This window comes from Soonwooa purpurea, assembly GCF_053891095.1.
In genome coordinates, this window is record NZ_JBSSMA010000002.1 from 176281 (window position 1) to 201602 (window position 25322).

25 protein-coding genes are annotated in these 25322 nt (G+C 35.5%); 8 read left to right on the plus strand and 17 right to left on the minus strand.

Features of this window, described 5'->3' with window-relative positions:
• Nucleotides 1-1068 precede the first annotated feature (1068 nt).
• The 6 genes from ACVFVN_RS02645 to ACVFVN_RS02670 form a co-directional block, all read right to left on the minus strand.
• A complete protein-coding gene (locus ACVFVN_RS02645) occupies nucleotides 1069-1245 on the minus strand; it encodes a histone H1 (RefSeq protein WP_079666618.1) in 177 nt (58 codons plus the stop codon).
• Between the two features lie 303 nt (nucleotides 1246-1548).
• Nucleotides 1549-2406, minus strand: coding sequence for a KPN_02809 family neutral zinc metallopeptidase (ypfJ, locus tag ACVFVN_RS02650; RefSeq protein WP_456234062.1), 858 nt, complete (start codon nucleotides 2404-2406; stop codon nucleotides 1549-1551).
• Nucleotides 2407-2620: 214 nt separating this feature from the next.
• Nucleotides 2621-3103 (minus strand): 6,7-dimethyl-8-ribityllumazine synthase, encoded by a 483-nt coding sequence (ribH, locus tag ACVFVN_RS02655; protein ID WP_456234063.1) that lies wholly within the window; start codon nucleotides 3101-3103, stop codon nucleotides 2621-2623.
• 2 nt (nucleotides 3104-3105) lie between these two features.
• A complete protein-coding gene (locus tag ACVFVN_RS02660) occupies nucleotides 3106-3810 on the minus strand; it encodes a tetratricopeptide repeat protein (protein WP_456234064.1) in 705 nt (234 codons plus the stop codon).
• 70 nt (nucleotides 3811-3880) lie between these two features.
• The gene (locus ACVFVN_RS02665; protein ID WP_456234065.1) at nucleotides 3881-4417 is read right to left on the minus strand and encodes an adenine phosphoribosyltransferase; all 537 of its coding nucleotides are present in this window, start codon (nucleotides 4415-4417) and stop codon (nucleotides 3881-3883) included.
• Between the two features lie 4 nt (nucleotides 4418-4421).
• Complete coding sequence (locus ACVFVN_RS02670) at nucleotides 4422-5630, minus strand: hypothetical protein (protein WP_456234066.1); 1209 nt, start codon at nucleotides 5628-5630, stop codon at nucleotides 4422-4424.
• A 162-nt stretch (nucleotides 5631-5792) separates the two neighbouring features.
• Between ACVFVN_RS02670 and ACVFVN_RS02675 the strand changes: the two genes are divergently transcribed.
• From ACVFVN_RS02675 to ACVFVN_RS02690, 4 genes are read left to right on the plus strand one after another with little or no spacing between them, the layout of a single operon-like run.
• Nucleotides 5793-6215: a RapZ C-terminal domain-containing protein gene (locus ACVFVN_RS02675; protein ID WP_456234067.1), complete on the plus strand. Its 423-nt coding sequence runs from the start codon at nucleotides 5793-5795 to the stop codon at nucleotides 6213-6215.
• Nucleotides 6215-6928, plus strand: coding sequence for a nucleotidyltransferase family protein (locus ACVFVN_RS02680; RefSeq protein ID WP_456234068.1), 714 nt, complete (start codon nucleotides 6215-6217; stop codon nucleotides 6926-6928). Before ACVFVN_RS02675 ends, ACVFVN_RS02680 begins: the two co-directional genes overlap by 1 nt.
• Complete coding sequence (locus tag ACVFVN_RS02685; RefSeq protein WP_165135661.1) at nucleotides 6925-7641, plus strand: LOG family protein; 717 nt, start codon at nucleotides 6925-6927, stop codon at nucleotides 7639-7641. Before ACVFVN_RS02680 ends, ACVFVN_RS02685 begins: the two co-directional genes overlap by 4 nt.
• A gap of 48 nt (nucleotides 7642-7689) precedes the next feature.
• Nucleotides 7690-8160 carry a DUF6702 family protein gene (locus tag ACVFVN_RS02690; protein ID WP_456234069.1) on the plus strand — a complete coding sequence of 157 codons (471 nt, stop codon included), beginning with the start codon at nucleotides 7690-7692 and terminating at the stop codon, nucleotides 8158-8160.
• Between the two features lie 52 nt (nucleotides 8161-8212).
• On the opposite strand, the gene ACVFVN_RS02695 is transcribed toward ACVFVN_RS02690, so the two are convergent.
• From ACVFVN_RS02695 to ACVFVN_RS02730, 8 genes are all read right to left on the minus strand, one after another.
• Nucleotides 8213-8953: a sulfite exporter TauE/SafE family protein gene (locus tag ACVFVN_RS02695; protein WP_456234070.1), complete on the minus strand. Its 741-nt coding sequence runs from the start codon at nucleotides 8951-8953 to the stop codon at nucleotides 8213-8215.
• Nucleotides 8944-9399 (minus strand): FixH family protein, encoded by a 456-nt coding sequence (locus ACVFVN_RS02700; RefSeq protein ID WP_185670486.1) that lies wholly within the window; start codon nucleotides 9397-9399, stop codon nucleotides 8944-8946. Before ACVFVN_RS02700 ends, ACVFVN_RS02695 begins: the two co-directional genes overlap by 10 nt.
• Nucleotides 9400-9410: 11 nt before the next feature.
• Complete coding sequence (gene ccoG / locus ACVFVN_RS02705) at nucleotides 9411-10862, minus strand: cytochrome c oxidase accessory protein CcoG (protein WP_165135670.1); 1452 nt, start codon at nucleotides 10860-10862, stop codon at nucleotides 9411-9413.
• A 127-nt stretch (nucleotides 10863-10989) separates the two neighbouring features.
• Entirely contained in the window at nucleotides 10990-11868 is an 879-nt protein-coding gene (locus tag ACVFVN_RS02710; RefSeq protein WP_456234071.1) for a cbb3-type cytochrome c oxidase N-terminal domain-containing protein, read from the minus strand.
• Between the two features lie 15 nt (nucleotides 11869-11883).
• On the minus strand, nucleotides 11884-12105 hold the full coding sequence (locus ACVFVN_RS02715) for a cbb3-type cytochrome oxidase subunit 3 (RefSeq protein WP_456234072.1): 222 nt from the start codon (nucleotides 12103-12105) through the stop codon (nucleotides 11884-11886).
• Nucleotides 12106-12117: 12 nt separating this feature from the next.
• A complete protein-coding gene (ccoN, locus tag ACVFVN_RS02720; RefSeq protein WP_165135678.1) occupies nucleotides 12118-14388 on the minus strand; it encodes a cytochrome-c oxidase, cbb3-type subunit I in 2271 nt (756 codons plus the stop codon).
• 2 nt (nucleotides 14389-14390) lie between these two features.
• Nucleotides 14391-14588 (minus strand): cbb3-type cytochrome oxidase assembly protein CcoS, encoded by a 198-nt coding sequence (gene ccoS / locus ACVFVN_RS02725; RefSeq protein WP_456234073.1) that lies wholly within the window; start codon nucleotides 14586-14588, stop codon nucleotides 14391-14393.
• A 107-nt stretch (nucleotides 14589-14695) separates the two neighbouring features.
• A complete protein-coding gene (locus tag ACVFVN_RS02730) occupies nucleotides 14696-17077 on the minus strand; it encodes a heavy metal translocating P-type ATPase (protein ID WP_456234074.1) in 2382 nt (793 codons plus the stop codon).
• A 91-nt stretch (nucleotides 17078-17168) separates the two neighbouring features.
• On the opposite strand from ACVFVN_RS02730, the gene ACVFVN_RS02735 reads away from it, so the two are divergent.
• From ACVFVN_RS02735 to ACVFVN_RS02750, 4 genes are all read left to right on the plus strand, one after another.
• A complete protein-coding gene (locus tag ACVFVN_RS02735) occupies nucleotides 17169-17882 on the plus strand; it encodes a Crp/Fnr family transcriptional regulator (protein WP_165135687.1) in 714 nt (237 codons plus the stop codon).
• Between the two features lie 65 nt (nucleotides 17883-17947).
• Entirely contained in the window at nucleotides 17948-18763 is an 816-nt protein-coding gene (panB, locus tag ACVFVN_RS02740) for a 3-methyl-2-oxobutanoate hydroxymethyltransferase (RefSeq protein WP_165135690.1), read from the plus strand.
• Nucleotides 18764-18898: 135 nt separating this feature from the next.
• The gene (locus tag ACVFVN_RS02745; protein WP_456234075.1) at nucleotides 18899-19222 is read left to right on the plus strand and encodes a hypothetical protein; all 324 of its coding nucleotides are present in this window, start codon (nucleotides 18899-18901) and stop codon (nucleotides 19220-19222) included.
• Between the two features lie 2 nt (nucleotides 19223-19224).
• A complete protein-coding gene (locus tag ACVFVN_RS02750) occupies nucleotides 19225-19923 on the plus strand; it encodes an RluA family pseudouridine synthase (RefSeq protein WP_456234076.1) in 699 nt (232 codons plus the stop codon).
• Between the two features lie 62 nt (nucleotides 19924-19985).
• On the opposite strand, the gene ACVFVN_RS02755 is transcribed toward ACVFVN_RS02750, so the two are convergent.
• From ACVFVN_RS02755 to ACVFVN_RS02765, 3 genes are all read right to left on the minus strand, one after another.
• Entirely contained in the window at nucleotides 19986-22181 is a 2196-nt protein-coding gene (locus ACVFVN_RS02755; protein WP_456234077.1) for a TonB-dependent receptor domain-containing protein, read from the minus strand.
• 127 nt (nucleotides 22182-22308) lie between these two features.
• Nucleotides 22309-24576, minus strand: a complete 2268-nt coding sequence (locus ACVFVN_RS02760; RefSeq protein WP_456234078.1) for an aconitate hydratase — start codon at nucleotides 24574-24576, stop codon at nucleotides 22309-22311.
• Between the two features lie 283 nt (nucleotides 24577-24859).
• On the minus strand, nucleotides 24860-25297 hold the full coding sequence (locus tag ACVFVN_RS02765; protein ID WP_456234079.1) for a hypothetical protein: 438 nt from the start codon (nucleotides 25295-25297) through the stop codon (nucleotides 24860-24862).
• Between the last annotated feature and the right edge of the window lie 25 nt (nucleotides 25298-25322).

A 25322-nucleotide genomic window follows, 5' to 3' on the forward strand; every position in this document is an offset into this window, starting at 1 on the left:
TTAATATTTAGTAAAATTTCTGAAATAGTCTGATAGTCATTATTTAAATGAATAAGATTGTCAGTCTGCTTATCTATTCTACTAATGATTTCTACACATTTTTAAGATATTTTCGATAGAAAAGAGTTGCTGTATAATGATCGGAAATTGAATTGTATAATTTGTTATCGTAATATTCAAATGTTAAAAGTTGTTCTATTTTGAGTATAAAGTTTTCGAATAAATAATTTTTGTAGGCTGTATCGGTTATCCCGTTCAATTCTGTTTTTTTAATTTTGTCAATGATGGGTTCAAAGCTTTTTCTCCTGTATTCTTCTGTTTGGTTATTATAGAAACTTACTTTTGTGCTATATTTTTGAAAGAAAAAATCATCACGTAAACTTAATTTACCTTCTTTTCGGAACTTGGTTGTTTTGTATAAAAAATACGAAATCGACAATAAAATAAATACTCCATAATACCAATAAGGTGTAAAAATTACACTGTAAATTGCAATGATTACATATAAAAGAAAGACGCTTAAAATTGTAAATTTAAAAATGAAGTAAGAACTAAAGATTGTTTTTTGCAAAAGCCAAGTAAACTCATCTAAGAAATATTTTCAGTGATGTGGATATATGTTTTGAACAAAATAATAAATGCAATTACGCTTAAAACTGTAATTGATAAATATAAACTCAAGTTGTCAGTGATGATGCTAAATCTTATTTCCTATTTGTAAATAACTAGTAACTAATTATTGCGTATCGCAATATACAATAATCTAACCCCAAGCTTTGTCCATCTGTTCATCAGTGAATACTTCTGTCACCTTCATATATTTATCTAAAACAGCATCTTTTTTGATGTATTTTCTTCAAAACTAAATACAATAGCTTAATTTAAAATTTTATAAGTAGCTGTTAAATATTCCTAGAATTAATGATACATAAATATAATTGCTAATAAATAAATTATTCATATTATGGTAATGTCAAATATGCATTTTTAGTTAACAAATAGTTACAATTCAACAACAAAAAAGCCTTCAAAAACATGAAGGCTTTATAACTAGAAAGATTCAAAAAATTATTTTTTAGATTCTTCAACAGAAACTTTTCTGAATTCTTTGAATAATTTTGTTAATTCTAAAGCTGATTTTCTTGCTCTTGCTCCAGCAGCTTTGTTTCCTTTTTCTTCTTGTAAGCTAGCATCAGTTTTGAAAGCTTCGATTTCAGCATTGATCTTTTCAATAAGTTCTTTCATTGTAAATTATTTTAATTTGAGTGTCAAATATAGAATTTTGTTTGATTGTTCCCAATTTTTTTTCTAAAAAATGATGCCTCAATGCCTTATTTATAGTGTTTTTAATGAAAATGAGATTTTTTTAGATTCTATTTTTGAATTTTTTTTGAATTTTCAAGGTCTAGTTTTAAAAAATTGAGGTTTAAAGCCTCCTAAAATCTACTTTTAAAAATTAAATTTCACTTAAAAGTGATGACATATCTGGATAAATCTAGTTTTATTAATTTATAATCAAATCTAGGTATATTTAAAAAAAACAAAACATTATTTTAGCAAAGCATTGAAAGTATCTCCTTGACGGATATCGCCCGTATTATAACCCTTCATAAACCATTCCTTTCGTTGTGCAGAAGAGCCGTGGGTAAAAGCTTCTTGATTGACATATCCGCTTGATCTTTTCTGGATGTTATCATCGCCAACAGCTTCGGCTGCGCTAATCGCGGATTCGATATCGCCAGGTTCCAGAATTTTTTCGCGATTATCTGTTTGGCGTGCCCATAAGCCGGCATAAAAATCCGCTTGAAGCTCTGTAGCAACCGAAACACGATTTATTTCTGTTTCCGAATAGCGACCGCTTCGGCGCAATTGATCAACTTTTTGTGTCGTTCCTAATAAGGTCTGTACATGGTGACCAACTTCGTGTGCCATAACATAGGCTATAGAGAATTCTGTTACTTGGGCACCAAATCTTTGTTGAAGCTCTTTAAAGAAGCTCATGTCCATATATATGGTTTCGTCAGCAGGGCAATAGAAAGGCCCCATGGCTGCTTGTGCAGTTCCACAGCCCGATCTTGTAACATCTTCGAAGAGTACTACATGTGGTTTTCTATAAGTCATACCGTTTTGTTGGAAAATTTCAGTCCAAGTTTGCTCTGTTTCGGCTGTTACCATTTCGACAAATTCGCGGACCTGTAGCTCTTGTGGGTTAAGCTGTCGTTGTTCTGTTGTCTGTTGGTTAGAGTTGACTGCAGTTCCTAAAATTGCAGAAGGGTCACCTCCCAGAAAGAAAACTATTGCCGCTATGATAAGCGTCCCCAAGCCGCCACCTACTATGAGTCCTCCGCCTCCCCCGGAGCCTCGTCTGTCGTCAACCATGTCACTTCTATCTTTAGTCCATTTCATATTTCGTATATTTTTCGGATAAAAATACAAAAAAAATGCAGGTGGAAACCTACATTTTTTATTATTCTAAGCATGTTGAAAATTGTCTTTTTAGCCCCGATTGCAACATTTGTTTGAGCTCGTTGTAAAACTTGGAAAAGCTTGGGCTACAACAGCGAGTGCGGAAAGCGGGCCCCGTAGTCCTAATGAAGGTTTAATTGTCTTGCTCCTTATTCTAAACCTTGTTGTTGAATTGTATCATTTTGATGGCTGTTACGGCTGCTTCAAGGCCTTTGTTGCCCAAAGAGCCGCCACTACGAGCGATAGATTGCTCTTTTGTGTCGTCTGTTAGGACACAAAAGATAGCGGGTGTTTTGGTAAGGACATTGCAGTCTTTGATGCCATGCGCAACGGCAGAGCATACGTAGTCGAAATGTGGTGTTTCGCCACGAATAACACAGCCAATGGCAATAACCGCAGCAAAGCGGTTGGATTTGCACATTTGCATTGCTGCAAAACTTAATTCGAATGCGCCAGGAACATAAAAAACTTTGATGTTTTCTTTGCGAAGTCCTTCTTTTGCTAGAACTTCCAAAGCTGCATCGCGCATATTATAGGTTACAAAATCATTCCACTCCGAAACAACAATGCCGATAGAATATGTATCGGCATTTGATAAGTTAAGTGGCTTGTAATCCGAAAGATTAACTGTTGCCATGTTTAGTAATATTTAGTCATTTCAATATAAGCATCAGACTGACCGTTGTCGTAATCTTGATACTTCTCATCGATCGTTGCAAAGTATTTTTTAGCTTCTGCTTTTTTGTTTAGTGAAAGTGCTAACATACCTGCTTTTTTTGTAAAATAATAAATGGTATAAGGATCTTTTGCGGTAGAAACTGCTTTGTCCATATTGCTCATTGCATCATCGCTTCTGTTAAGATTTGCAGAGCAATCAGCCATTGCGCCATACTTCATCGCCATAAGCGTTTTGTTATCGCTGCTGAATTTATCTAGCATATCGTAAGCTTTTTGGAAATTTCCCTTTTTGAATTCGATAAGTCCTGCATTGTAAGCTGCAAGTTTACCCGCGTCCGTTGCGGAATATTCGTTATAAGTTCCCATGAAACCTGGGTTAGCAGCGCTTTTGCCTCCTAAAGCTAAATCGTTGTCGCCTTTTGAAAGGTTAGCTTGTGCTGTTAAAAAAGCTTTGGTTGCTTCTTCGTTTTTTGGACCAACGATAAATTGTTTGTATCCAAAAAATCCTAAAACAGCTAGGATAAGTACGATAAAAGCGATACCAATTGGTTTTGAATATTTTTCTAAACCTTGCTCCACGTTAAGAGCTTTTTGGTCTAAGTCTTTGAAAAATTCAACGGTTTCTTTTCCTTCCTGAATTTGTTTTTTATTTAAGTCTGCTGCCATATTTTGTAAATATTCGAAATGCAAATTTAATGCTTTCTGTGTGATATGCAAAAAAACTGCGTTTTATAGATTAATATTTTAAAATTGAATAAATCTCTGCGTTAAATTTTTTAAGCTTTTCGGTTCCGTTCAAACCGTCAAGTTCTATTAAGAAACTGAATTGTGCTGGGATAGCGCCTTGTTTTTCTACAAGTTTTGCGGCGGCTTCTGTTGTGCCTCCAGTTGCTAAAAGATCATCATGGATTAGTACACGTTGACCAGGTTTTAGTTGATCGGTTTTCATTTCAATTTCTGAAGTTCCATATTCCAAATCGTAAATTTGTCCAATGAAAGGAGGAGGAAGTTTTCCTTTTTTACGAATTAATATAAACGGAACTTCCAGCGCAACCGCAATGGCAATGCCGAAAAGATAACCGCGACTCTCGATGCCACATACAACATCTATTTTGCCTTTGCTGAATTCTACAAAGTCTTTGATAACTTCTTCATATAATTGAGGTTGAAGAAAAATGGGTGAAATATCTTTAAACTGAATACCTTCTATCGGGAAGTCAGGGATATTGTCGATGGTGTTTTCTAAATTTTGAATAAGCTCAGCAGATGCCATTTAATTATTGTTTTTTTGATGAATTTATTTTATAGCTTGTGATTTTCCAACCATTGGCTGTTGACTTAAGTCCATAGGTTACATTAAGTGATGTTGTGTTGCCATCTTTGTCCGTTACGTCGTAGTTGGCATTAATTGTTGAAATATTGTCTTTGGTAATGGGCGCCGAAACGGAGTTTACTTTAATATTTTTCACAGAGCCAAAGCCAGAATTTGGATTTGAGAATTTGTCATAACTTCCCCATGCTGGATTTTCTGCATTCTCGTAAGCTGCTTTAAGATTTTGAGAATTAAGATTGCTCAAGAATTTTGAAACCGTAGATTTTGGGTCACTGCTTACCTTTGGAGTCGATGGTGTAGAGGCTGTTGTGGTCGTTCCCGATGAATTGTCGGGACTTGTTGCTGTTGCGTCTGGATTATTAGGGTCAACCAAACTTGGATCAATAGGCTCCGTAGGTTCCGTAGTAACGGGCGCTTTTACTACCGCTCTCGGATTAAAATCAATTCCTGATTTTATCATTTGATAGACTTTCTTTGTTGTTTTTACGCTAACTTTTACTTCAAGTTTGTTATCGATAATACTTGCAATTGGTAAAGACGAATATTTTACAGTAAATCCGCGGAAATTATTATCCTGCATCATGTTTTTTGCAGTTTGTAGCTTGTTGCCATTGCTGAAAACTTCCAGTGTTGTTTCAAGTCCTGCTCCGGTAAATTCAATTTTTTCGCCATTTTGGTTAACCAACTGGGGGATTACTACAAAAGCTTTTGGACCATGGATGCTATCCGACATTGCGGGTTTTACAATAATATTAAGCGCGCTTGCAGCAACATCATTTGGGTCAACTTCTGATACTTTGTCATCACCAAAGATATTCATCGTGCCTAATGATGGTGGCGCTGTACTGGACCAACTAATGTTATTCTTCTGTGCGATTTCATCGGCCATTTTCATAATTTCGGGAACCTTTTTGCCGTTTAGCAATTTTCCTAAAGCCTCAATCTCTGCAACATCGCCATCCACATCAACACCGAATGTTTTTAAAATATATAAAGCTTCATTGAATTTTATCTGCTGTAAGGTCGGCAACGAGGAAGTCATATCGTTTATACTTTCCTGAAATGCCTTTCTGTTGGCACCATCTACACTTGTTTTTTTACAAGACATTACAAGGAATAAACTTGCAAACAAAAGGTATCGAAAGAATTTCATATCTATGTTTTTTCTAGTTAGATTTCTAATATACAAAATTGTTGTTAAATATCTACAATGCAATGTTTTGCATAGAATAGACATGTTACAGCGCAAAATTACATCATTTCTTTTTTCGCGAAGCAAATTAAAAAAACTATTTTTACAAAAATTAATAGTAGTATGTCGAATAAATTGACGGTTGAGATCCATAGTTTTTCCTATAAAAAAGGAGGAATCCCAAAAGATGATTCTGGAAATGGTGGAGGATTTGTGTTTGATTGTCGAGGAATTCTCAATCCTGGACGTATTGAAGAATACAAATCTCAAACTGGAAATGATGTTGCAGTTCAAGAATATTTAGAAGAAAACACAAAGATGCCTTCGTTCCTAGACGCTGTAAAATCTATTGTTTCTATTAATATTGATGATTATCTGGCGAGAGGTTTTGAAAATCTTCAAATCAATTTTGGGTGTACAGGCGGACAGCACCGCTCGGTATATTCTGCATTGAAAATTACTGAATTTATCAAAGAAAAATATCCGAAGGTTGATATCAAAATTCAGCATGATGAGCAACCACAACTTAACAAGTCACAAGCTTAATGAAAGCCTTGATTTTTGCGGCAGGGAAGGGGACAAGACTTCAACCATTCACCAACTTTCATCCCAAAGCGCTAGCTGAAGTTAACGGAATTCCTTTATTGGAACGAAATATCAAGTATTTGCAATCACATGGTATCAATGATTTTGTTATCAATGTTCATCATTTTGGAGAGCAAATCATTGAATTTTTGGAATTAAAAAATAATTTTGGTGCCAATATTGAAATTTCGGATGAGCGAGAAAAATTATTAGAAACTGGCGGTGGTTTGGTTTTTGCAAAAGACTTACTATCATCGGAAGAGAGTTTCCTCATTATGAATGCCGATATCTTAACAGATCTCAATATTTCTAATTTTTTAAAATTCCATTTGGACAGCAATAACTTTGTTACATTAGCCGTTTCGGACAGACAAAGCTCAAGAAAATTATTTTTTGATAAAGAAATGATTTTGAAAGGCTGGAAAAACCTTGGAACTAACGAAACTAAAATGGCTTGTGATAATGATAATTTCAGAGAATTAGCTTTTAGCGGTATCCATTGTGTGCATACATCTATCTTTGAAAAAATAACGAGAAACGGAAAATTTTCAATAATGGATGAATATCTTGATATGATGATGACCGAAAAAATTATAGGTTACGAACATAACGCGAATTTGATAGATGTCGGAAAACCCGAATCTATACAACAAGCAGAAAAATTATTTTTATGATTGACGATAGCAAAGACTTAGATAAAAGATTACACGAAAGTTTCAGACGAAAAACTTGGGACGAAACCATTACCAAAGACAGTTGGATGGTTTTCAAAGTGATGGCTGAGTTTGTAGATGGTTACGAAAAAATGGGACGTATAGGACCTTGCGTTTCGATATTTGGTTCTGCCAGATTAAAAAAAGACGATTATTATTACAACATGGCGATCGAGATTGCAACCAAAATTACCGAAATAGGTTTTGGCGTTATCACAGGTGGAGGTCCTGGTATAATGGAAGCTGGTAACAAAGGCGCTTTTGGACATGGTATTTCTATTGGGCTTAATATTGATTTACCGTTTGAACAACATTTCAATCCGTATATTGATAAAGGTTACAACCTCGATTTTGACTATTTCTTTGTTAGAAAAGTCATGTTTGTAAAATATTCTCAAGGATTTATTGTCATGCCAGGTGGTTTTGGGACTTTGGATGAATTGTCTGAAGCTTTAACTTTAATTCAGACCAAGAAGATTGGACGTTTTCCTATTGTATTGATAGGCTCAGATTTTTGGAGCGGACTTTTGGACTGGTTCAAAAACACATTGGTAGAACGAAAGCTAATCAATGAAGAGGATTTACAATTATTCCGAGTTGTAGATACAGCAGATGATGCCGTGGCACACATTAAAGCATTCTATGACAAATATGCTGTGAACGTCAATTTCTAAAATTGGCTGATGGCATGTTATTTGACCAAATTTTAAAAATCAATAGTTATGAAAAAGTATTTCAACATTTTTGGGGTTTTATTCTTGCTTATTGCAATGAGTTTTACAGGATTGGAGATGTTTTCATCGATGACAAAAGTTGAATTTGTAGAAGGTAGCAAAACCTTAAAATTTACAACTAAGCTAAGTACATCCCACATTTCTAAAGCGCTTAATATTGACCCAAACACAACAGGCTTCGATGCAGAGGTTAAAAAATATGTTAATGCTAATGTTGCTATCGCTGTTAATGGGAGTAGCAAAGTATTAACTTTTACAGGAAGTCAGGTGAATGGCGAATCTGTTTTCGTTTATTATGAAGCTTCTGGTGTTAGCGATGTTTCTAGTTTGAAAATTAAAAACTCAATATTAACAAGTGTTTATCCAAAACAAGTTAATATCGTCAACATTTCTTATAAAGGAAACCTGAAAACTGTTAACTTCCAAAAAGGAAAAGAAACTGCAGATGTCACATTTTAAAAGACATTGCTAGTAAAATAAAAACTCCCGAATTTTCGGGAGTTTTTTAATTTTAATGACATAATGTATGGTCGTTGGGATCACTACCGTGTTGATGGTGTTTAATTTGTAATGCTTCTTTTTTCGGGGAAAGATAAGGTATTCCGATTTCTAAACCGCGTAGAATGAAAAGTCCGCCCAAAATAATCATTACAACTGGCACGAATTTTACCAATTTTAAACGCATGTTTTGGCTTAAAAAATTCCCCAAAACAACAACTGCAAACATAAAAGGAAAAGTACCCAATCCGAAAAATAACATATACAAAGCACCTTGCCAAATTCCGCCAGCTGCTAGAGATGCCGTTAAAGCCATATACACCATGCCGCAAGGCAAAAGACCATTAAGAAGGCCTGTGGTAAATCGCGATGACAAATCAGCTTTGGTTAGTAGTTTTGACAGTTTTAATTTTACTTTTAATAAGGCTTTGTTGACAAAAGGAATTTTTGTAGCAAAATCTTTTCCGCCAAAAGAAAATAGAGCCATTACAATCAGCAAAATACCAACGCCAATACTAAGAGAAGTTTGTAAGCCTGCAAAATGAAAACTTTCACCAACAAGTCCTAAAATAGCACCTAATAAAGAATAAGTGATAATTCTTCCAAAATTATAAGTGAAATTTTGGAGATAGAAGTTGACTTTTTGCTGCCGCGATAATCCCATGGAAAGTGCGATAGGTCCACACATGCCAATGCAATGAAAACCTGAAGCAAATCCCAGTAACAAGGCGGATAAAAGCAATGCTATTTCCATAATACATCATAATCAATCTGGTAGGATTGGTTATTTTCTTTCCATTTTGTTTTTAAAGTGTAAGAACCAGGTACCAAAACTTTTGCTGGTATCAACATGGAGTTGGTGCCATCAAGACGTTCTAGTTTATGGATATCTAGATTCGAATCATCCGTGCGGAAGAGTACAATGTCGATTTGTTTATTATCGATTTTTCTTTCCGAAGGGAAATGAAGTTTTATACCGTTTTTATCTTGGGAATAAATGGGTTTTATCTCCAGGTGTTGTGCATTTTTTTTGGCATCAATAACATCTTGATAGACGAGTTCTTCCTCGTAATAATTGTCAGAAATCATTTCTGCATTTTGCTTTCCTATAGGAAATACTAAAATTAGATACAAAATAAATACAATAAAACTACCTAGCGCGATAACGACTCCATGTCCCCACGATAATTTCTTCAACATTTTTTTTATTTTTAAAATTGGAATTTGAATGGACCTTCGAAGTAAGTCTGGAAAGAGTCTAACAATTTTCCATTCATATCATAAACCCCGATGCTTAGGTTTTGTTTTGATAATTTAATTTGAGATTCTGGGAAACTTACATTGATGGTTCCTTTAATCATTGCATCTCTTTTCATGATAATTTTGTTACCTCCACTTACGCTAATTGTTCCATTTTGTGGTTCAATAACTTTGATCGTAACGGTTCTTGTTTCATTCGATTTGTTAAGGAAAGTATAGTTGTAAGTGTTTGTTATTTTGCCATCACGAAGGAAGAAAGTTGATCCAGGAGGTTTTAAAAATTTGGCCTCCATTGTTCCTCTATTGTTAAGTAAAAACCCTAAGAAAACCATCAATAAAACTAAAAGAACAGAAGAAATCTTCATTCTATTGTTAAACTTGAATTTTTCTTTTTTCTCAATCTGGTTGATGGATGCATAGCGAATAAGCCCTTTTGGCAGGCCTACTTTCTCCATAACTTCGTCACACGCATCAATACAAGCTGTACAGTTGATGCATTCTAGTTGTTGACCATCACGAATATCAATACCTGTTGGGCATACCACAACGCACTGGTGACAATCTATACAATCGCCTTTTCCTACGGCTTTTCTATCTTCTCCTTTTCTCCATTTTGAGCGGTTTTCTCCTCTTTGATAATCATAGAATACATTGATAGTTTCCTTGTCAATCAAGACACCTTGCAATCTTCCATAAGGACAAACTAAGGTACAGACTTGCTCTCTAAACCACGCAAATACAAAATAAAATGCTGCGGAGAACATAATCATCACCAAGAAATTAGTTGGTCGTGCAAATGGGCCTTCCTTCATGATTTTGAAAACTTCCTCGTAGCCTACGATATACATGAACATGAAGTGCGTTATGATAACAGAAATCAGAATAAAAATCGACCATTTGAGTCCGCGTTTCCATATTTTTTCACTATTCCAAGCTTGCTGGTCTAGTCGGATTTGTTTGTTTCTATCACCTTCTATGGCATATTCAATTTTTCTAAAAATCATTTCCATAAAAATAGTTTGCGGACATATCCATCCACAAAATATTCTACCAAAAACAACTGTAAATAAAATAATGAATACTAAAGAAGCAATTGCGCCTAAAGCTAAAATAAAGAAATCTTGAGGGTAAAATGGTTGTCCAACAATAAAGAATTGACGATCCAGGATATTAATCATCAAGAATGGATTGCCATTAATTTTTATAAATGGAACCGCGAATAGAATAATTAATAGAATAACACTGACTACATTTCTGTAATTGGTGTATTTTCCTTTTGGTTTTCTAGGAAATACCCATTTACGTTTTCCAGTATTATCCATCGTTCCGACAGAATCTCTAAAGGTTTCTGCCTCAACGATTTGGCCTTGCCCACCGATAACAGGTTTGTTAGAGTCGCTCATATCATAACTTTTATAAATAAAAAAAGAGATTGCCCGAAAAAAGAATTAATTCTTTTTCCAATACCAGTCCAATTTACGAAAGAACTGATATATTTAGACAATCTCTTTTATATGGTTTTCTTAAAATCTATTTCTCCCAGTTCGCTTCTGTACCTTGTGGTGCAGCGCCGCCCTGTGCTTGTGTAATAGGAGCTTGCTCTTGGTTGATATGATATACATAAGCCGAAACTTTTTCGATATCATTACCAGTTAGCACGCCATTTTGTCCCCAAGCTTGCATCGTTGGATTGTGTGGACTACCATTGTACACAACGTGGAAAATACTTTTGTATAAGGTTTTTTCCGGTTGATTAATCCAGAAATTGTCTGTCAAGTTTGGACCAATACCTCCTTTTCCTGCATCCATGTGGCAAGCCACACAGTTTGTTTCAAAGATAGCTTTACCTTCTTCAACATGATCTTCCGTGAAAACAGCGGTTTCCAATGTTGCCTGTGGTACTGTTTCTAGATACTTTTCGACAGCAGCAATCTGTGCTTTGTGTTCTTGGTTGTACTCGACATCTGGGTCAGCAAAATCTGTAAAGCTAAAAGAAACAATATACAATACACAATATGCAATACCGAAATAGAATAGACCTAACCACCACTTTGGTAATTGATTGTCAAGTTCCATAATTCCATCGAAACCATGGTCGATAAGGATATCCTCTTCCTCTTTTGCGGTTTGTTTTTTAGAAGCAGACGCCCACAAATGTTTGAAATAAGGGACTTTTGTTTCTGCTAGATATTGGTTTTTCTCTTCTTCAGTTAATTTTTTGAATTTTTCATTCTCAATTAAATCACCAATCGCAGACTGAATAAATACTACGATGATACTTACTATGGTTGCTGCCCAGAAATATTTCGTTTTGAAAAATTCTGAAGTCTGTGCAAACATGTAAAATACGACAAGCAATAATCCTAATACAATAAGGATATTAATATATACGGGTGTTCTTCTTTTCATGATCTTAAAATTGTTTTAATGCGAAGTTTTATTATCATCTTTTTCTTCTTTTTCCTCAATGTCGATATCGTCATCAAGTGGCGCATTTTCTTGTTCTTGATAAAACTTTTTTGGTTTGTTGAATACATAGTACGCAATACCAACAAAGGTGATAAGGAACAATATTAATGACAGGGTATTCAAAAATCCTGCATATTCTACATTGGAAACGATGTCTTTAAAACTTTGCGGAATCATTCGTAATTATTATTAGTTGCTCGCAGTTTTTACTTCAGTTGTCTTAATATCTGTTCCTAAGCGTTGTAAGTACGCAATAAGAGCTGTTATTTCTCTTTTTTCAAGCGGTACGAAACTTGCACCTTGCGTTTCTTTTTGCTTAGCAAATTCTTCCTTAACGTCTGCTGCTTCAGAATAAATATTTTTAACAATTGCATTGGCTTGATTATTCATCCAAGAATCTATGGAGTCAATCTGTGCTTTTGTATAAGGTACATCTAGTGAGTTTTTCATAAGCTCAAGTTTAGCTTTGCTCAAAGATGTATCTAGCGTATTTGTAATTAACCAAGGGTAACGTGGCATGATAGATCCTGCCGATGTTGATCTTGGATTATACATGTGTTTGAAGTGCCAAGAGTCTGGTCTTACACCGCCTTCTCTATGTAAATCTGGTCCAGTTCTTTTAGAACCCCAAAGGAATGGGAAGTCATATACGAATTCGCCAGCTTTAGAATATTGACCATTTTTACCATTGAAACGTACAACTTCGTCACGGAAAGGTCTAATCATTTGAGAGTGACATGCGTTACATCCTTCTCTAATATAGATGTCTCTACCTTCTAATTCTAATGGACTATAAGGTTTAACCGCTGATATAGTAGGGACGTTATTTTTCACAAATATTGTTGGTAAAATCTCGATCATACCTCCGATAGCTACAGCAACGAAAGCTCCGATTGTTAAATATAAAGGTGTTCTTTCCAACCAAAGGTGGAAGGTTTCGCCTTGTTTTCTACCTTTTACAGTTTTAGCCAATGCAGGTGCTTCAGCAGGTACATTTTTAAGGAATGAACCTTGTCTAGCTGTTGCAATTAGGTTAACTACCATCAAAATTGATCCAATGATGTATAATAAACCACCAACAAATCTCATCTTGTAATATGGTAAAATAGCCGTTACAGTATCTAACCAGTTTTTATAAACTAAAGTTCCATCTGGGTTGAATTGTTTCCACATCAAACCTTGCGTAAATCCTGAAATATACAAAGGAACGGCATAGAAAATAATACCGAAAGTCCCTAGCCAGAAATGCCAGTTAGCCATTTTGGTTGAGTACAATTTAGTTCTCCACATTACAGGTACCAAATAATAGATAACCCCAAATGCCATAAATCCATTCCATCCTAAAGCACCTAAGTGTACGTGACCAATTACCCAGTCTGTAAAGTGCCCAACTTTATTTAAAGTTTTTGTTGCTAAAATTGGACCTTCGAAAGTTGCCATACCGTAACATGTTACCGCCACTACGAAGAATTTAAGAATTGGATTTTCTCTTACTTTATCCCAAGCTCCTCTTAATGTCAATAGACCATTAAGCATACCACCCCAAGAGGGTGCGATTAGCATGATTGAGAAACCTGTTCCTACGGCCTGTGCCCATGCTGGTAAAGATGTATATTGTAAATGGTGAGGGCCTGCCCAGATATATACAAAAATTAATGACCAAAAGTGGATAATTGAAAGTTTGTATGAGAATACTGGTCTTTCTGCTGCTTTAGGTAAGAAGTAATACATCAAACCTAATACAGGCGTTGTTAATACGAAAGCCACAGCATTGTGACCATACCACCATTGTACTAATGCATCTTTAACACCAGAATAGATAGAATAAGACTTCCACATTGTTAAAGGAACCTCAAGGTTGTTGAAGATGTGCAACATTGCAATGGCAACCCATGTACCCAGGTAGAACCAAATAGCAACATACAAGTGTCTAACTCTTCTCTTGGCGATTGTCCCGAACATGTTAATACCGAAAATCACCCAGATTACCGTAATTAAAATGTCAATAGGCCATTCGTGCTCGGCATATTCTTTAGAAGTGTTAATACCCATAAGGAATGTGATGACTACAGAGACGATCATAATCTGCCATCCCCAGAAGTGGATCCATGACAACGTGTCGCTCCACATTCTTGTTTTTAGAAGTCGTTGCATCGAGTAATATGCCCCAGCAAAGAAGCTGTTACATACGAACGCGAAAATCACAGCACTAGTGTGCAACATTCTGATTCTTCCGAAACCAAATGCCCCATGTGAGTTGATTAATCCCTGCATATCCCCACTCTTAAGACTGGCAATTGTCGGGTCGTCCGTTCCTAAGAAATATTCAGGAAGTTCCGGATAAAAAAGCATTAGTGCCGCAGTAAGCCCAAGTAAGAATCCAACCAAGCCAAAAACTACAGTTGCAATCAAAAAAGCTTTTACGATACTATTGTCATAACTAAACTTTTGTGTTTCCATATCTACAAATCACTATTATCTTTTCTTTCTTTTTCTTCAGATTCCAATGTCTCATCTTTTATTTCGTCATCCATCAGGATCCGAACCGCAGGGCTTTCATCGTCTTCAAAATGTCCTTTTCTAGCCCCAATAATAAAGATTATTAAGAAAACTACAGCCAGAGAAACGCTGCATATAATCATTAAATATAGAATCTCCATATGTGAGACAAATTTAAACTAAATAAAGTTCCCAAATTTAGTTAAAATTAATGACTTTGGTCAGAATGATTTTATTTTAATTAATTTATAATTTATCTAAATAGTTTTTATTTACGTAATAGCTTGAAATACTTTGTACTACGGTACCATGTTGACAAGGTGGTGAAAGCCACAACGCTTATAGAGCTGATAGGCATAATAATGGCCGCAAATAAAGGCGAAACTTTCCCCATAACCGCAAAGCTAACCCCAATAACATTATAGAATAAACTGATTGCAAATGTTAATTTTACAATACTTATAGCGTCTTTTGAGAATTTTAAGTATTTATCAAATTCTGGGATTTTTCCACCGTCCATAATCACATCAGATGATGGTGTGAAGGCGTTGGTGTCGTCAGCGATTGCGATGCCTACATTGCTTTGTTTCAAGGCGCCGGCATCGTTCAATCCATCACCGAGCATAGCGACTTTATGATGCTGGTTTTGAAGCTGTTGGATGAATTCCAGTTTATCTTCTGGACTTTGGTTAAAACGCATTTCTTTAACATTTGGGATCATCGCTTTCAGTTGTTGTTCTTCCGAAGAATTGTCGCCGCTTAAAATGCTGATTTCGTAGGATTTTAAACTATAAAAAAGTTGTTTTAAATCTTTTCGATACTCGTTTTTAAAAGTGTATTTTCCTAAATAATCATTACCAGCTTGGATGAAAACTGCGGTTTCCAAATTGCCAGATTGTTGTCCTGTGAAATTGGCTGATCCTATTTTGTAAATCTTACCACGCACATTTGCCGAATAGCCTTTTCCTGAAATCTCCACAAAGTTTTCGACAGGGAAATAATCGTCCTCAATTTCAATGAAATCGTATAAAGATTTGGACAATGGGTGGTTTGAGTTTTTAAGTAAACTTTTAATATTTCTTAAATCAAATTCAGAAATCGTATCACCATGATAGTTGATATTTGATTTTTTACTTTCGGTAATAGTTCCTGTTTTGTCAAATACCAAGCTGTCAATTTTAGCTAGTTTTTCGATGGTTAAAGTGTCTTTGACGTAGAATTTGTTTCTTCCCAAAATTCGCATCACATGTCCAAAGGTAAATGGTGCCGAAAGAGCCAAGGCACAAGGGCAAGCGATAATTAATATGGCCGCAACCACTTGGAACATTTTTTCGAAATTCTCTTGCGACCAATAGATGGCAGAGATGGCAGTAATACTTAGTATAACAATAGTAAAGTACTTACTAATTTTGTTGGTTATGGTATCGAGCCCTGTTTCTGTTTTTTTGAACGCTTCTTTGTTCCAAAGTTGAGTAAGATAACTTTGGTCCACGTTTTTAATAACTTCCAGCTCCAATATTGGTCCGCTTTGTTTCCCTCCAGCAAAAATCTTGTCGCCCGCTTTTTTGGAAACTAAAGCAGCCTCTCCTGTTATGAAACTGTTGTCAATATTGGCTTCCCCTTTTATTAGGATAGAATCGACAGGGATAATTTCCTGATTTCTTACCATAATTCTGTCGCCCACTTTTAGGTCGGACAAGAGAATGTTTTCTTGTTTTCCGTTGAAGTCTATTTTGGTAACCGCAATTGGGTAAAAAGATTTATAATCGCGGTCGTATGATAAAGTATTGTAAGTTCTTTTCTGGAAGGTTTTTCCTAAAAGCATGAAGAAAAGCAGTCCGCAAAGCGTATCGAAATACCCTGGACCATAGTCTGTTGCGATTTCGTAAATGGATCGTCCGTACAGCATGATGATTCCAATAACAATAGGAACGTCGATGTTGATAATTTTGTTTTTTAAGCCATACCAAGCAGATTTGTAATAATCTTGCGCGGAATAAAATACCACAGGTGTCGCTAAGATTAATAACATAATTCTGAAAAGATGCTTGTAACTTTCCATCCAGACATCGTTGCCGCCGATGTATTCTGGGAAGCTTAAAAACATGCTGTTTCCAAAAGCAAATCCTGCAATCGCTAACTTTACGAGTAAACTTTTGTCAAGAGTTTCCTTTTTTTTATCCGCTGTTTCTAAATTAATAACAGGTTTGTAGCCGAAGCTTGTTAAAAATCGAGCGAGTTCACTCAGTTTTAATTCTTCACTTTTGTACGCGATTTGTACGGTTTTTCGAGTGAAATTAACTTGCGAGTATTTTATTTTCGGATTAATTGTGTTAAGACTTTCTAAAAGCCAAATACAAGACGAACAATGTATAACTGGAATTTTGAAAGTGACCAAAGTTGTCCCACCTTCATGGAAATCAACAATTTTGTTGAAGACATCTTCGGCATCCAAATAATCGAATTGCGTCTGGTCGTCGCTATTTGGTCGTATCCCCGAACTTTTATTAAACTCATAAAAGTTACCAAGATTATGTAGGTTTAGGATTTCGTAAACGGACTGACAACCATTGCAACAGAATAATTTTTCATCAAACTCAATGCGCTCTTTTTCAATAGGCTGACCGCAGTGAAAGCAATTTTCTGACATGTGGCATGATTGTTTTAGCTTACAAAATTACGTCAAAAAACTTTGCTTTTAGAGGTAGAATGTCTTATTTTTGCTGATAAATGTCATTCGTATGTCACTTGAACAACAGCAACTTATCGAGCAAAACTTTATCCAAGCCTTTAACAGAGAGTCTTTTAGAAATAGTTTAAGTTCGGAAGATTATGAAAAATTAGTAGCCGAACTTAAAGATTTGGAATTCGCAAAAGGCGAAACCGTTTTCGAGGATGGAGAAGCTCCACAAGGCGTCTATTTTATTAAAGAAGGAACTGCAAAGCTTTCAAAATCTGGAGTTTACGGAAAGGATCAAATCCTCCGATTCTGTAAAGAAGGCGATCTTATTGGTTATAGATCACTCTTGTGTGGGGAAAACTTCCAAGCTAAAGCAGAAGCCATGACGCCTTTGAAAGTCACTTTTTTGCCAGCCGATTTTTTCATTCACTTATTAGAAGTTGATGCGAAGTTATCTTATGCAATGTTGCAAAAAATAGCTTTCGAACTAGGAGAGTCATCCAATACAGTTACTTTTTTGGCTCAAAAAACTGTTCGTGAAAGATTAGCCGAAATTCTTATTTTACTAGAACAAAAATTAGGAACAGATCCAGAAGGTTTTATTAATATTTCGCTGACCCGTGAAGAGATTGCAAATCTTATCGGGACTGCTACAGAAAGCGCTATCCGTTTGATTTCTGAATTTAAACAAGATGAACTTATTCTGGTGGAAGGTAGAAATATAAAAATCATCAACCACGAAAGACTTATCAAGTTAGGTCACGTTGTGATATAGAAGTAATATAACAATAATGATTTCATTGCTTATCATTATTAAATAATAATTTATCAATCAAGAAAATGTCTGTACATTCTGAAATAAAAAAAGTAACCACCGAGAGCCTTCGCAAAATGAAATTTGACAAGGATAAAATCTCGATGATTACAGCTTACGATTTTACAACGGCTAAAATGGTAGACGCAGGAGGAGTGGATGCTATTTTGGTTGGAGATTCTGCAGCCAATGTTATGGCGGGTTTTGAGACGACACTTCCTATTACATTAGATCAAATGATTTATCACACACAATGTGTCGTTCGAGGAGTGGATAGGGCTTTAGTAGTTGCGGATTTACCCTTTGGAACTTACCAAAGTAATCCCGAAAAAGCGTTGGAATCTGCGGTAAGAATGATGAAAGAAGGAGGAGCCCACGCCGTGAAAATTGAAGGAGGAAAGGAAATTGAAGATTCCCTTAAGAAAATTGTAAATGCTGGAATTCCTGTAATGGCGCACTTGGGCTTAACACCGCAATCTATCTATCAGTTCGGGACTTATAAAGTTCGTGCTAAAGAAGATGCTGAGGCTGAAAAATTAATTGCTGACGCCAAATTGGTGGAAGAATTAGGCTGTTTTGCATTGGTTTTAGAGAAAATTCCTGCAGATTTGGCTAAAAAAGTTACAGAAGCTATTTCTATCCCGACAATTGGGATTGGCGCAGGTGTTAATTGCGATGGACAAGTTTTGGTATATCACGATATGGTAGGTATGAACAAAGGCTTTTCGCCAAAGTTCTTAAGAAGATATTTGGATTTGTATACCGAAATTACAGGCGCAGTTTCGCAATATGTTAAGGATGTAAAGTCTGCCGATTTTCCAAATGAATCAGAAAGTTATTAAACTTTCCAGATATTAAAATATAATAGGGAATTGTATAGAATTCCGATTTTTAAAGCATATTTTAAAAATGATAGTTTTTTAATGACTATCATTTTTTTTAATGTAGCGTGTAGTTTTTAGCAAATATAAAAATATATGAAAAATTTAATGGCCATACAGGCAGGTGTATCTTTTGCCGCTTTAGCTTGTTTATTAGTTGGTTGGATTCAGCCATTTTCACCAGAGATTAATAATTTTATTTACAATAAGTTATTTTACATTTTAGTAGGTGCAAGTTTCGCGTTACAAGCACCAACTTTAGCAAATCAAAGATTCAAAATCCCTATGTATATCGCAGCAGGACTTTGTATTGTTGGTGTTTTTTTACCAACTGAAACAAGACTTGCTGGTATTAAAACTATTGGATTAGTTGCGGGAGTTATCATGTCTTTGTTTGGAAGAAATAGAAGCGTAAATTAAAAATGGCGGATCAAAAATTTTCTTCTGAACAAATTGTTTTTGAAGACAATCATATTATCGTTATTAACAAAAAAGCGGGTCAGCTTGTTCAAGGAGATAAAACAGGTGATGAATCTTTGCTAGAATTAATAAAAGATTTTATCAAAATAAGAGAGGCTAAACCAGGAAATGTTTTCCTAGGTTTGGTTCATCGTATTGATAGACCTACTTCTGGTTTGGTGATTTATGCGAAAACTTCAAAAGCACTTTCTCGTTTGACGCAAATGGTGAAAAACCGCGAGATTAAAAAGACCTATTGGGCTTTGGTGGCAAAGGAGATGATTCCCACTTCTCAAAAATTGGTTCATTATTTAAAGAAAAACGAGAAAAATAATAAAGCTATCGTTTTTCCTAAAGTGACAGAAGGTGCCAAAGAAGCGATTCTGACTTATACTATTATTAAAGTTCTGGACAATTATCAATTATTGGAAATCGATTTGGAAACAGGTCGTCATCATCAAATTCGGGCACAACTTTCAAAAATTGGAATTCCGATTAAAGGCGATTTAAAATACGGTGCGCCAAGATCCAATCCCGATGGAGGAATATCGCTTCATGCTAGAAAACTAAATTTTATACATCCCGTAACGAAAGAAGAGATTGAAATTGTAGCGCCACTTCCCAAAAATGACAAAGTTTGGCAAGCCTGCGAAACATTATAAACAAAAGGCATTCAAAAATTTTCTGAATGCCTTTCTTGTTAATATAAATGTAATTTGAGTCGTTATTTTGTGTTCATTAATCCGCCATTGTCATCTTTTGGAATGTCGTTTTTCAGCATATTCGGGTCTTCTTTGGCTAATTTATTCTTGGTCGGAATTTTATAATTAATAGAGAATCCAAACTGGCGACTATCCCAACGGTTGTTAAGGTAGATTGGCGATGGCGTGTTCACGGTTTTGAAATTCATTCTACTGCTTTTGAAAATATCATTTGCAAAGAGACTTAGCGTAATTCTGTCTTTATTAAATTTCTTACTAAAATTCAAATCAACACGATTCATAATAGGTTGAGTCGCTTGGAAGAAATAATAATTTCCTTTGGTGGAATAGCTAAATGTAGGTGAGAATTTTATTTGATATGGTAAAATAAACTGCCCTGTTACATTAAAAAACCACATGCCTTTTTTGTCTGCAATTTCTTTAATATCCTGGAACTGATATCCTGCGTACAGATACAAAAAGTTAATTTTATCAGGATTAAAATTAAACTTCATGATTTCGCTAAAAGGCTTACTGAAAATCATTAAAGGAACAGGTAAACCAACGTTGAAACTATGCTGTGTTAAACTATTAATGTTAACATTGGTCTGCGAAATATTGTAACCGTCGCGTTCCACATACATCATCACCTGATTGTCCACTTTGCTCACGTTATAACTTATAAAAGCATAATCGAAAGCACTTAATTTAGCTTCAAAATTGTCATAAATGGTTGGCTGAACATTTGGGTTTCCGGAAATGTCGACATTCGGATTTTGGAAAGTTGTGTTATTGGGGTTCAGTTGACCTGTAGATGGCAAACTTATTTTTCGGTTGTAGTTTAAATTGAAATATAAAGATCTTGCAAAATCATATTGAATACTCGCATTTGGAAATAATTCAAATTTTTTGAAAGCCGTTAAATCGTCCCAAGTGTTTTGAGCCACATTCAGAGATTGACCAGAAATATCATAATCTTCAGCTCTCAAACCTGCAATAAAACTGAATTTTTTCAATTTAGCATTCAATTCTGCATAAGTGGAAGTGGTCTGTCTTTGGTACTCTAAATTTTGGATTCCCATAAAGTCAGTTGTAAAATTCACTTTTTCATATAAACCACCAAAACTAAATTTCCCTTCATCAAGAAGTTTTATCGGCTGGGAATAATCTACACGAAGATTATAAAAGTCTTGATTAGAAGCATTGTTAAAGTCGGTATTTGTTTGGATTGAACCCAAAGGGAAGTTGACAAAATTATCGCCTTTTTGATCAAATTTTGATTGGAAGTTAGAGTAATTCATTTTGATGTCTAACTTTTGGTTTTTGTCATCAAAACGTTTTTGGTAAGTAGCTGTAATTTCGTTTCTGTCGCTTTTGGTTTTACCTTTTCCAAGATTTAAATAATCTGCAACCACAAAATTGCCAGAACCAATTGGTGTTTCAAATTGTGCAGTTCCGTCCGAATTGTTGTAAGTATCGTTGTTTGAGGTGTTATAATCGTAGTTCAGTAATAATCTGTCTTTTCCAATATCAAAAGTCATGGCACTTTTTGCGAAATATCCTCTCGAATATTTATCTGCAAAACCTTTTGATAAATCATCCATTTCGTTGCTGCTAAAGGCTTCTGCATAAGTTTGACCAGCACTAAACTGCCACCCGAACCATTTATTTCGTGAGTTTAAAACGATACTATTGTTAAAACGATTTCTAAATTTATCATAATCAGAAAAACGATAACCTCCAGAATAGGTTGCTGTAAGATAATTTTTTGCTGATTTAGAAGTTATGATATTTAAAATAGCACCTCCAGAAGTGGCGGGAAATTCTGCGCCAGGTTGTGTTATGACTTCAATTCTATCTATTGCCGAAGCGGGCATTCCTTCCAAAAAAGCAGTAAGATCGTTGGTGGAAATATTCATCGGTCTGCCGTCCATATAGACTTGGAGGGGTTTTCCTTGATACATCATTCCAGCAATATCCGTAACCACCATTCCTGGAAGTTTTTTAATTCCTTCCAATGAAGAACCAGAATTAAGATTGGCTTGTTCCGAGAAATCAAAAATCGTTCTGTCTGCTTTTTGTTCAACGGCTTTTTTAGTTTTTGTAATTGTTACCGCTTCTATTTGTTTTTCTTTAGAAATTTCTGTTTTTGTTTGCTGTGCAAATCCTATTTGAAAACTCAAAACCAAACTTGCTGCGAAAATAATTTTTTTATTCATAAATTCTAATCTAAATAATAAGACTATTTTTTTTTAAGTTTGTTACAATTGTATAAAAAAAGGATGAAAAATCTATCAAAAAAACCGCTCCAAAGGAAGCGGTTTTAATATTTAAAGCAAAGGAAGTTTAGTTTTCTTGTTGCTTAATTAAGTTAAGAGCAGAACCTGCTTTAAACCAATCAATTTGTTGCTCGTTGTAAGTGTGGTTTGCAATAACGGTGTCTTTTGTCCCGTCGTTATGAACAAATTCTAAAGTCAATTGTTTTCCTGGAGCAAATTGATCAAGGTCTAAGAAATTCACCACATCATCTTCACGGATTTTGTCGTAATCCGACTTGTCAGCGAAAGTTAAGCCAAGCATTCCTTGTTTTTTCAAATTCGTCTCGTGGATACGTGCAAAAGATTTTACCAAAACGGCTTTCACACCTAAATGTCTTGGCTCCATGGCAGCGTGTTCTCTTGAAGAACCCTCACCGTAATTTTCGTCACCAACAACAATAGAAGGAACTTGAGCCGCTTTGTAAGCTCTTGCTACTTTTGGAACTTCGTCGTATTGACCCGTCAATTCATTTTTCACTTTGTTGGTTTCCATGTTGTAAGCGTTCACCGCTCCAATCAACATATTGTTTGAAATATTATCCAAGTGACCTCTGTATTTCAACCATGGACCCGCCATAGAAATATGGTCGGTTGTACATTTTCCGAAGGCTTTAATTAAAACTTTAGCTCCGGTAATATTTTTACCGTCCCAAGCTGGAAATTCTTCCAATAATTGAAGTCTGTCCGAAGTTGGACTTACCACCACCTGAACGCTAGAACCATCTGCGGAAGGCGCTTGGTAACCATTATCGTCCACCGCGAAACCTTTAGCTGGAAGTTCAGAACCATTAGGTTCATTTAATTTTACTTGCTCGCCAGCTTCGTTGGTTAAAGTATCGGTAATTGGATTGAAATCTAAACGTCCCGAAATTGCGACAGCAGCTACCATTTCTGGAGAAGCTACGAAAGCATGGGTATTTGGATTTCCGTCGGCTCTTTTTGCGAAGTTTCTATTGAAAGAATGGATAATAGAGTTTTTCTCACCTTTGTCCGCGCCTTCTCTGTCCCATTGTCCAATACAAGGCCCACAAGCGTTGGTGAAAATTCTTGCATTTTCAAATTTTCTGAATGAATCTAAGAAACCATCTCTTTCCGCTGTGAATTTCACTTGCTCAGAACCTGGGTTGATTCCTAATATGGCTTTTGGTTTTACTCCTTTCGCTACGGCATCTTCAACGATGGAAGCAGCTCTAGATAAATCTTCGTACGAAGAATTGGTACAAGAACCAATTAGTGCCCATTCTACTTCTAAAGGCCATCCGTTTGCTTCCGCTTTTGCTCTGAATTCAGCCACAGGCGTTGCTAAATCTGGAGTGAAAGGTCCATTTAAATGTGGAGAAAGCGTAGAAAGATCAATTTCAATCACTTGATCAAAATATTGCTCTGGATTGGCGTACACTTCAGCATCACCTGTTAAATGTTCAGCGATTTTATCGGCGGCATCCACAATATCTTGTCTTCCCGTTGCAGAAAGGTATCTTCTCATGGAATCATCATACCCGAAAGTAGAAGTGGTCGCACCAATTTCCGCCCCCATGTTACAAATTGTTCCTTTTCCTGTTGCAGAAAGAGATTGTGCACCTTCTCCAAAATATTCCACGATGCAGCCTGTTCCTCCTTTTACAGTAAGAATTCCAGCTACTTTTAGAATAACGTCTTTAGCGGAGGTCCATCCCGACATTTTTCCGGTCAATTTAACACCAATCAATTTTGGCATTTTCAATTCCCAAGCCATTCCAGCCATTACGTCAACGGCATCGGCGCCACCAACACCAATCGCCACCATTCCTAAGCCACCTGCGTTTACGGTGTGAGAGTCGGTACCAATCATCATTCCGCCTGGGAAAGCGTAATTTTCTAAAACCACTTGGTGAATAATTCCTGCACCTGGTTTCCAGAAACCGATTCCGTATTTATCACAAACAGAACTCAAAAAGTTGAAAACCTCAGAGTTTTTGTTAATTCCTTCTTGCAAATCTGCTTCTGCACCCACTCTCGCCTGAATCAAGTGATCCGCATGCGCTGTTGAAGGAACGGCAACTTTAGATTTTCCAGCTTGCATAAACTGTAATAAAGCCATCTGCGCGGTTGCATCTTGCATCGCTACTCTGTCTGGAGCGAAATCTACATAAGAATTTCCTCTTTCGTAAGCTTGTGTCGCGTTACCTTCCCAAAGGTGCGTGTAAAGAATTTTTTCTGAAAGTGTCAAGGGTTTTCCCACAATTTCTCTCGCTTTTGCGATTCTTTCAGGGTAACGGTCGTACACTTTTTTGATCATATCAAGGTCAAAAATCATATCTTAATTTTTTAATATTAATAGTATTTAAAAAAGGCTATACAATTTACAAATTATTTTCGATCAGAGAATTACTTATTTTTTTCTTTAGAATTAAAATAAATAAGAAGATAGGTTCTTTAACGAATTCAGCCTTGCTATTTGGATGGAAATTTCGTGCCTTTAGCGTGTTAACAAATTAGAAAGTTTGTATTTCGATGATGGGAATTTTGGATAATGCTTAATTTAAAAAAATTAAACATACATTCTTTTATTTAGGTTTCCTACTATTAATAATATAAAATTATTTCACTAATGATTCCACTAAATTAGAATCACTATCAAAATACGCTACAGTTATATCTAATTTGTTTCGCTGTACATTATATTGTTTGATTTCCAATTCCTGAGAAGGCGATAAATCGAACTTGAAGTCTGGATCTTTTTTACCTAAAACATTTTTATTGTAGAACAAAACATAACCTTCAATCGAAAGTTCTTTGTTCATTTGCGATTCTAAAAATCTAGCGTATTGCTGAATAGAATTTTTGTCATCAAAATCAACTTGAAAATCTACTCTTTGCTTAATAATATCTAATCCAATTGTACCATGAACTGGCAACAAAGCAATCAATTCAGGTTCGGATGTTAAAGTGAACCAATCTGGCAATGCAAACACGGCTTTGTTTGAATACCATTGATCTTCTTTATGTTTTGCTTGTGAAATTAACTTTTCAATCATTTACTTGTTCTTTATACACTTTGGC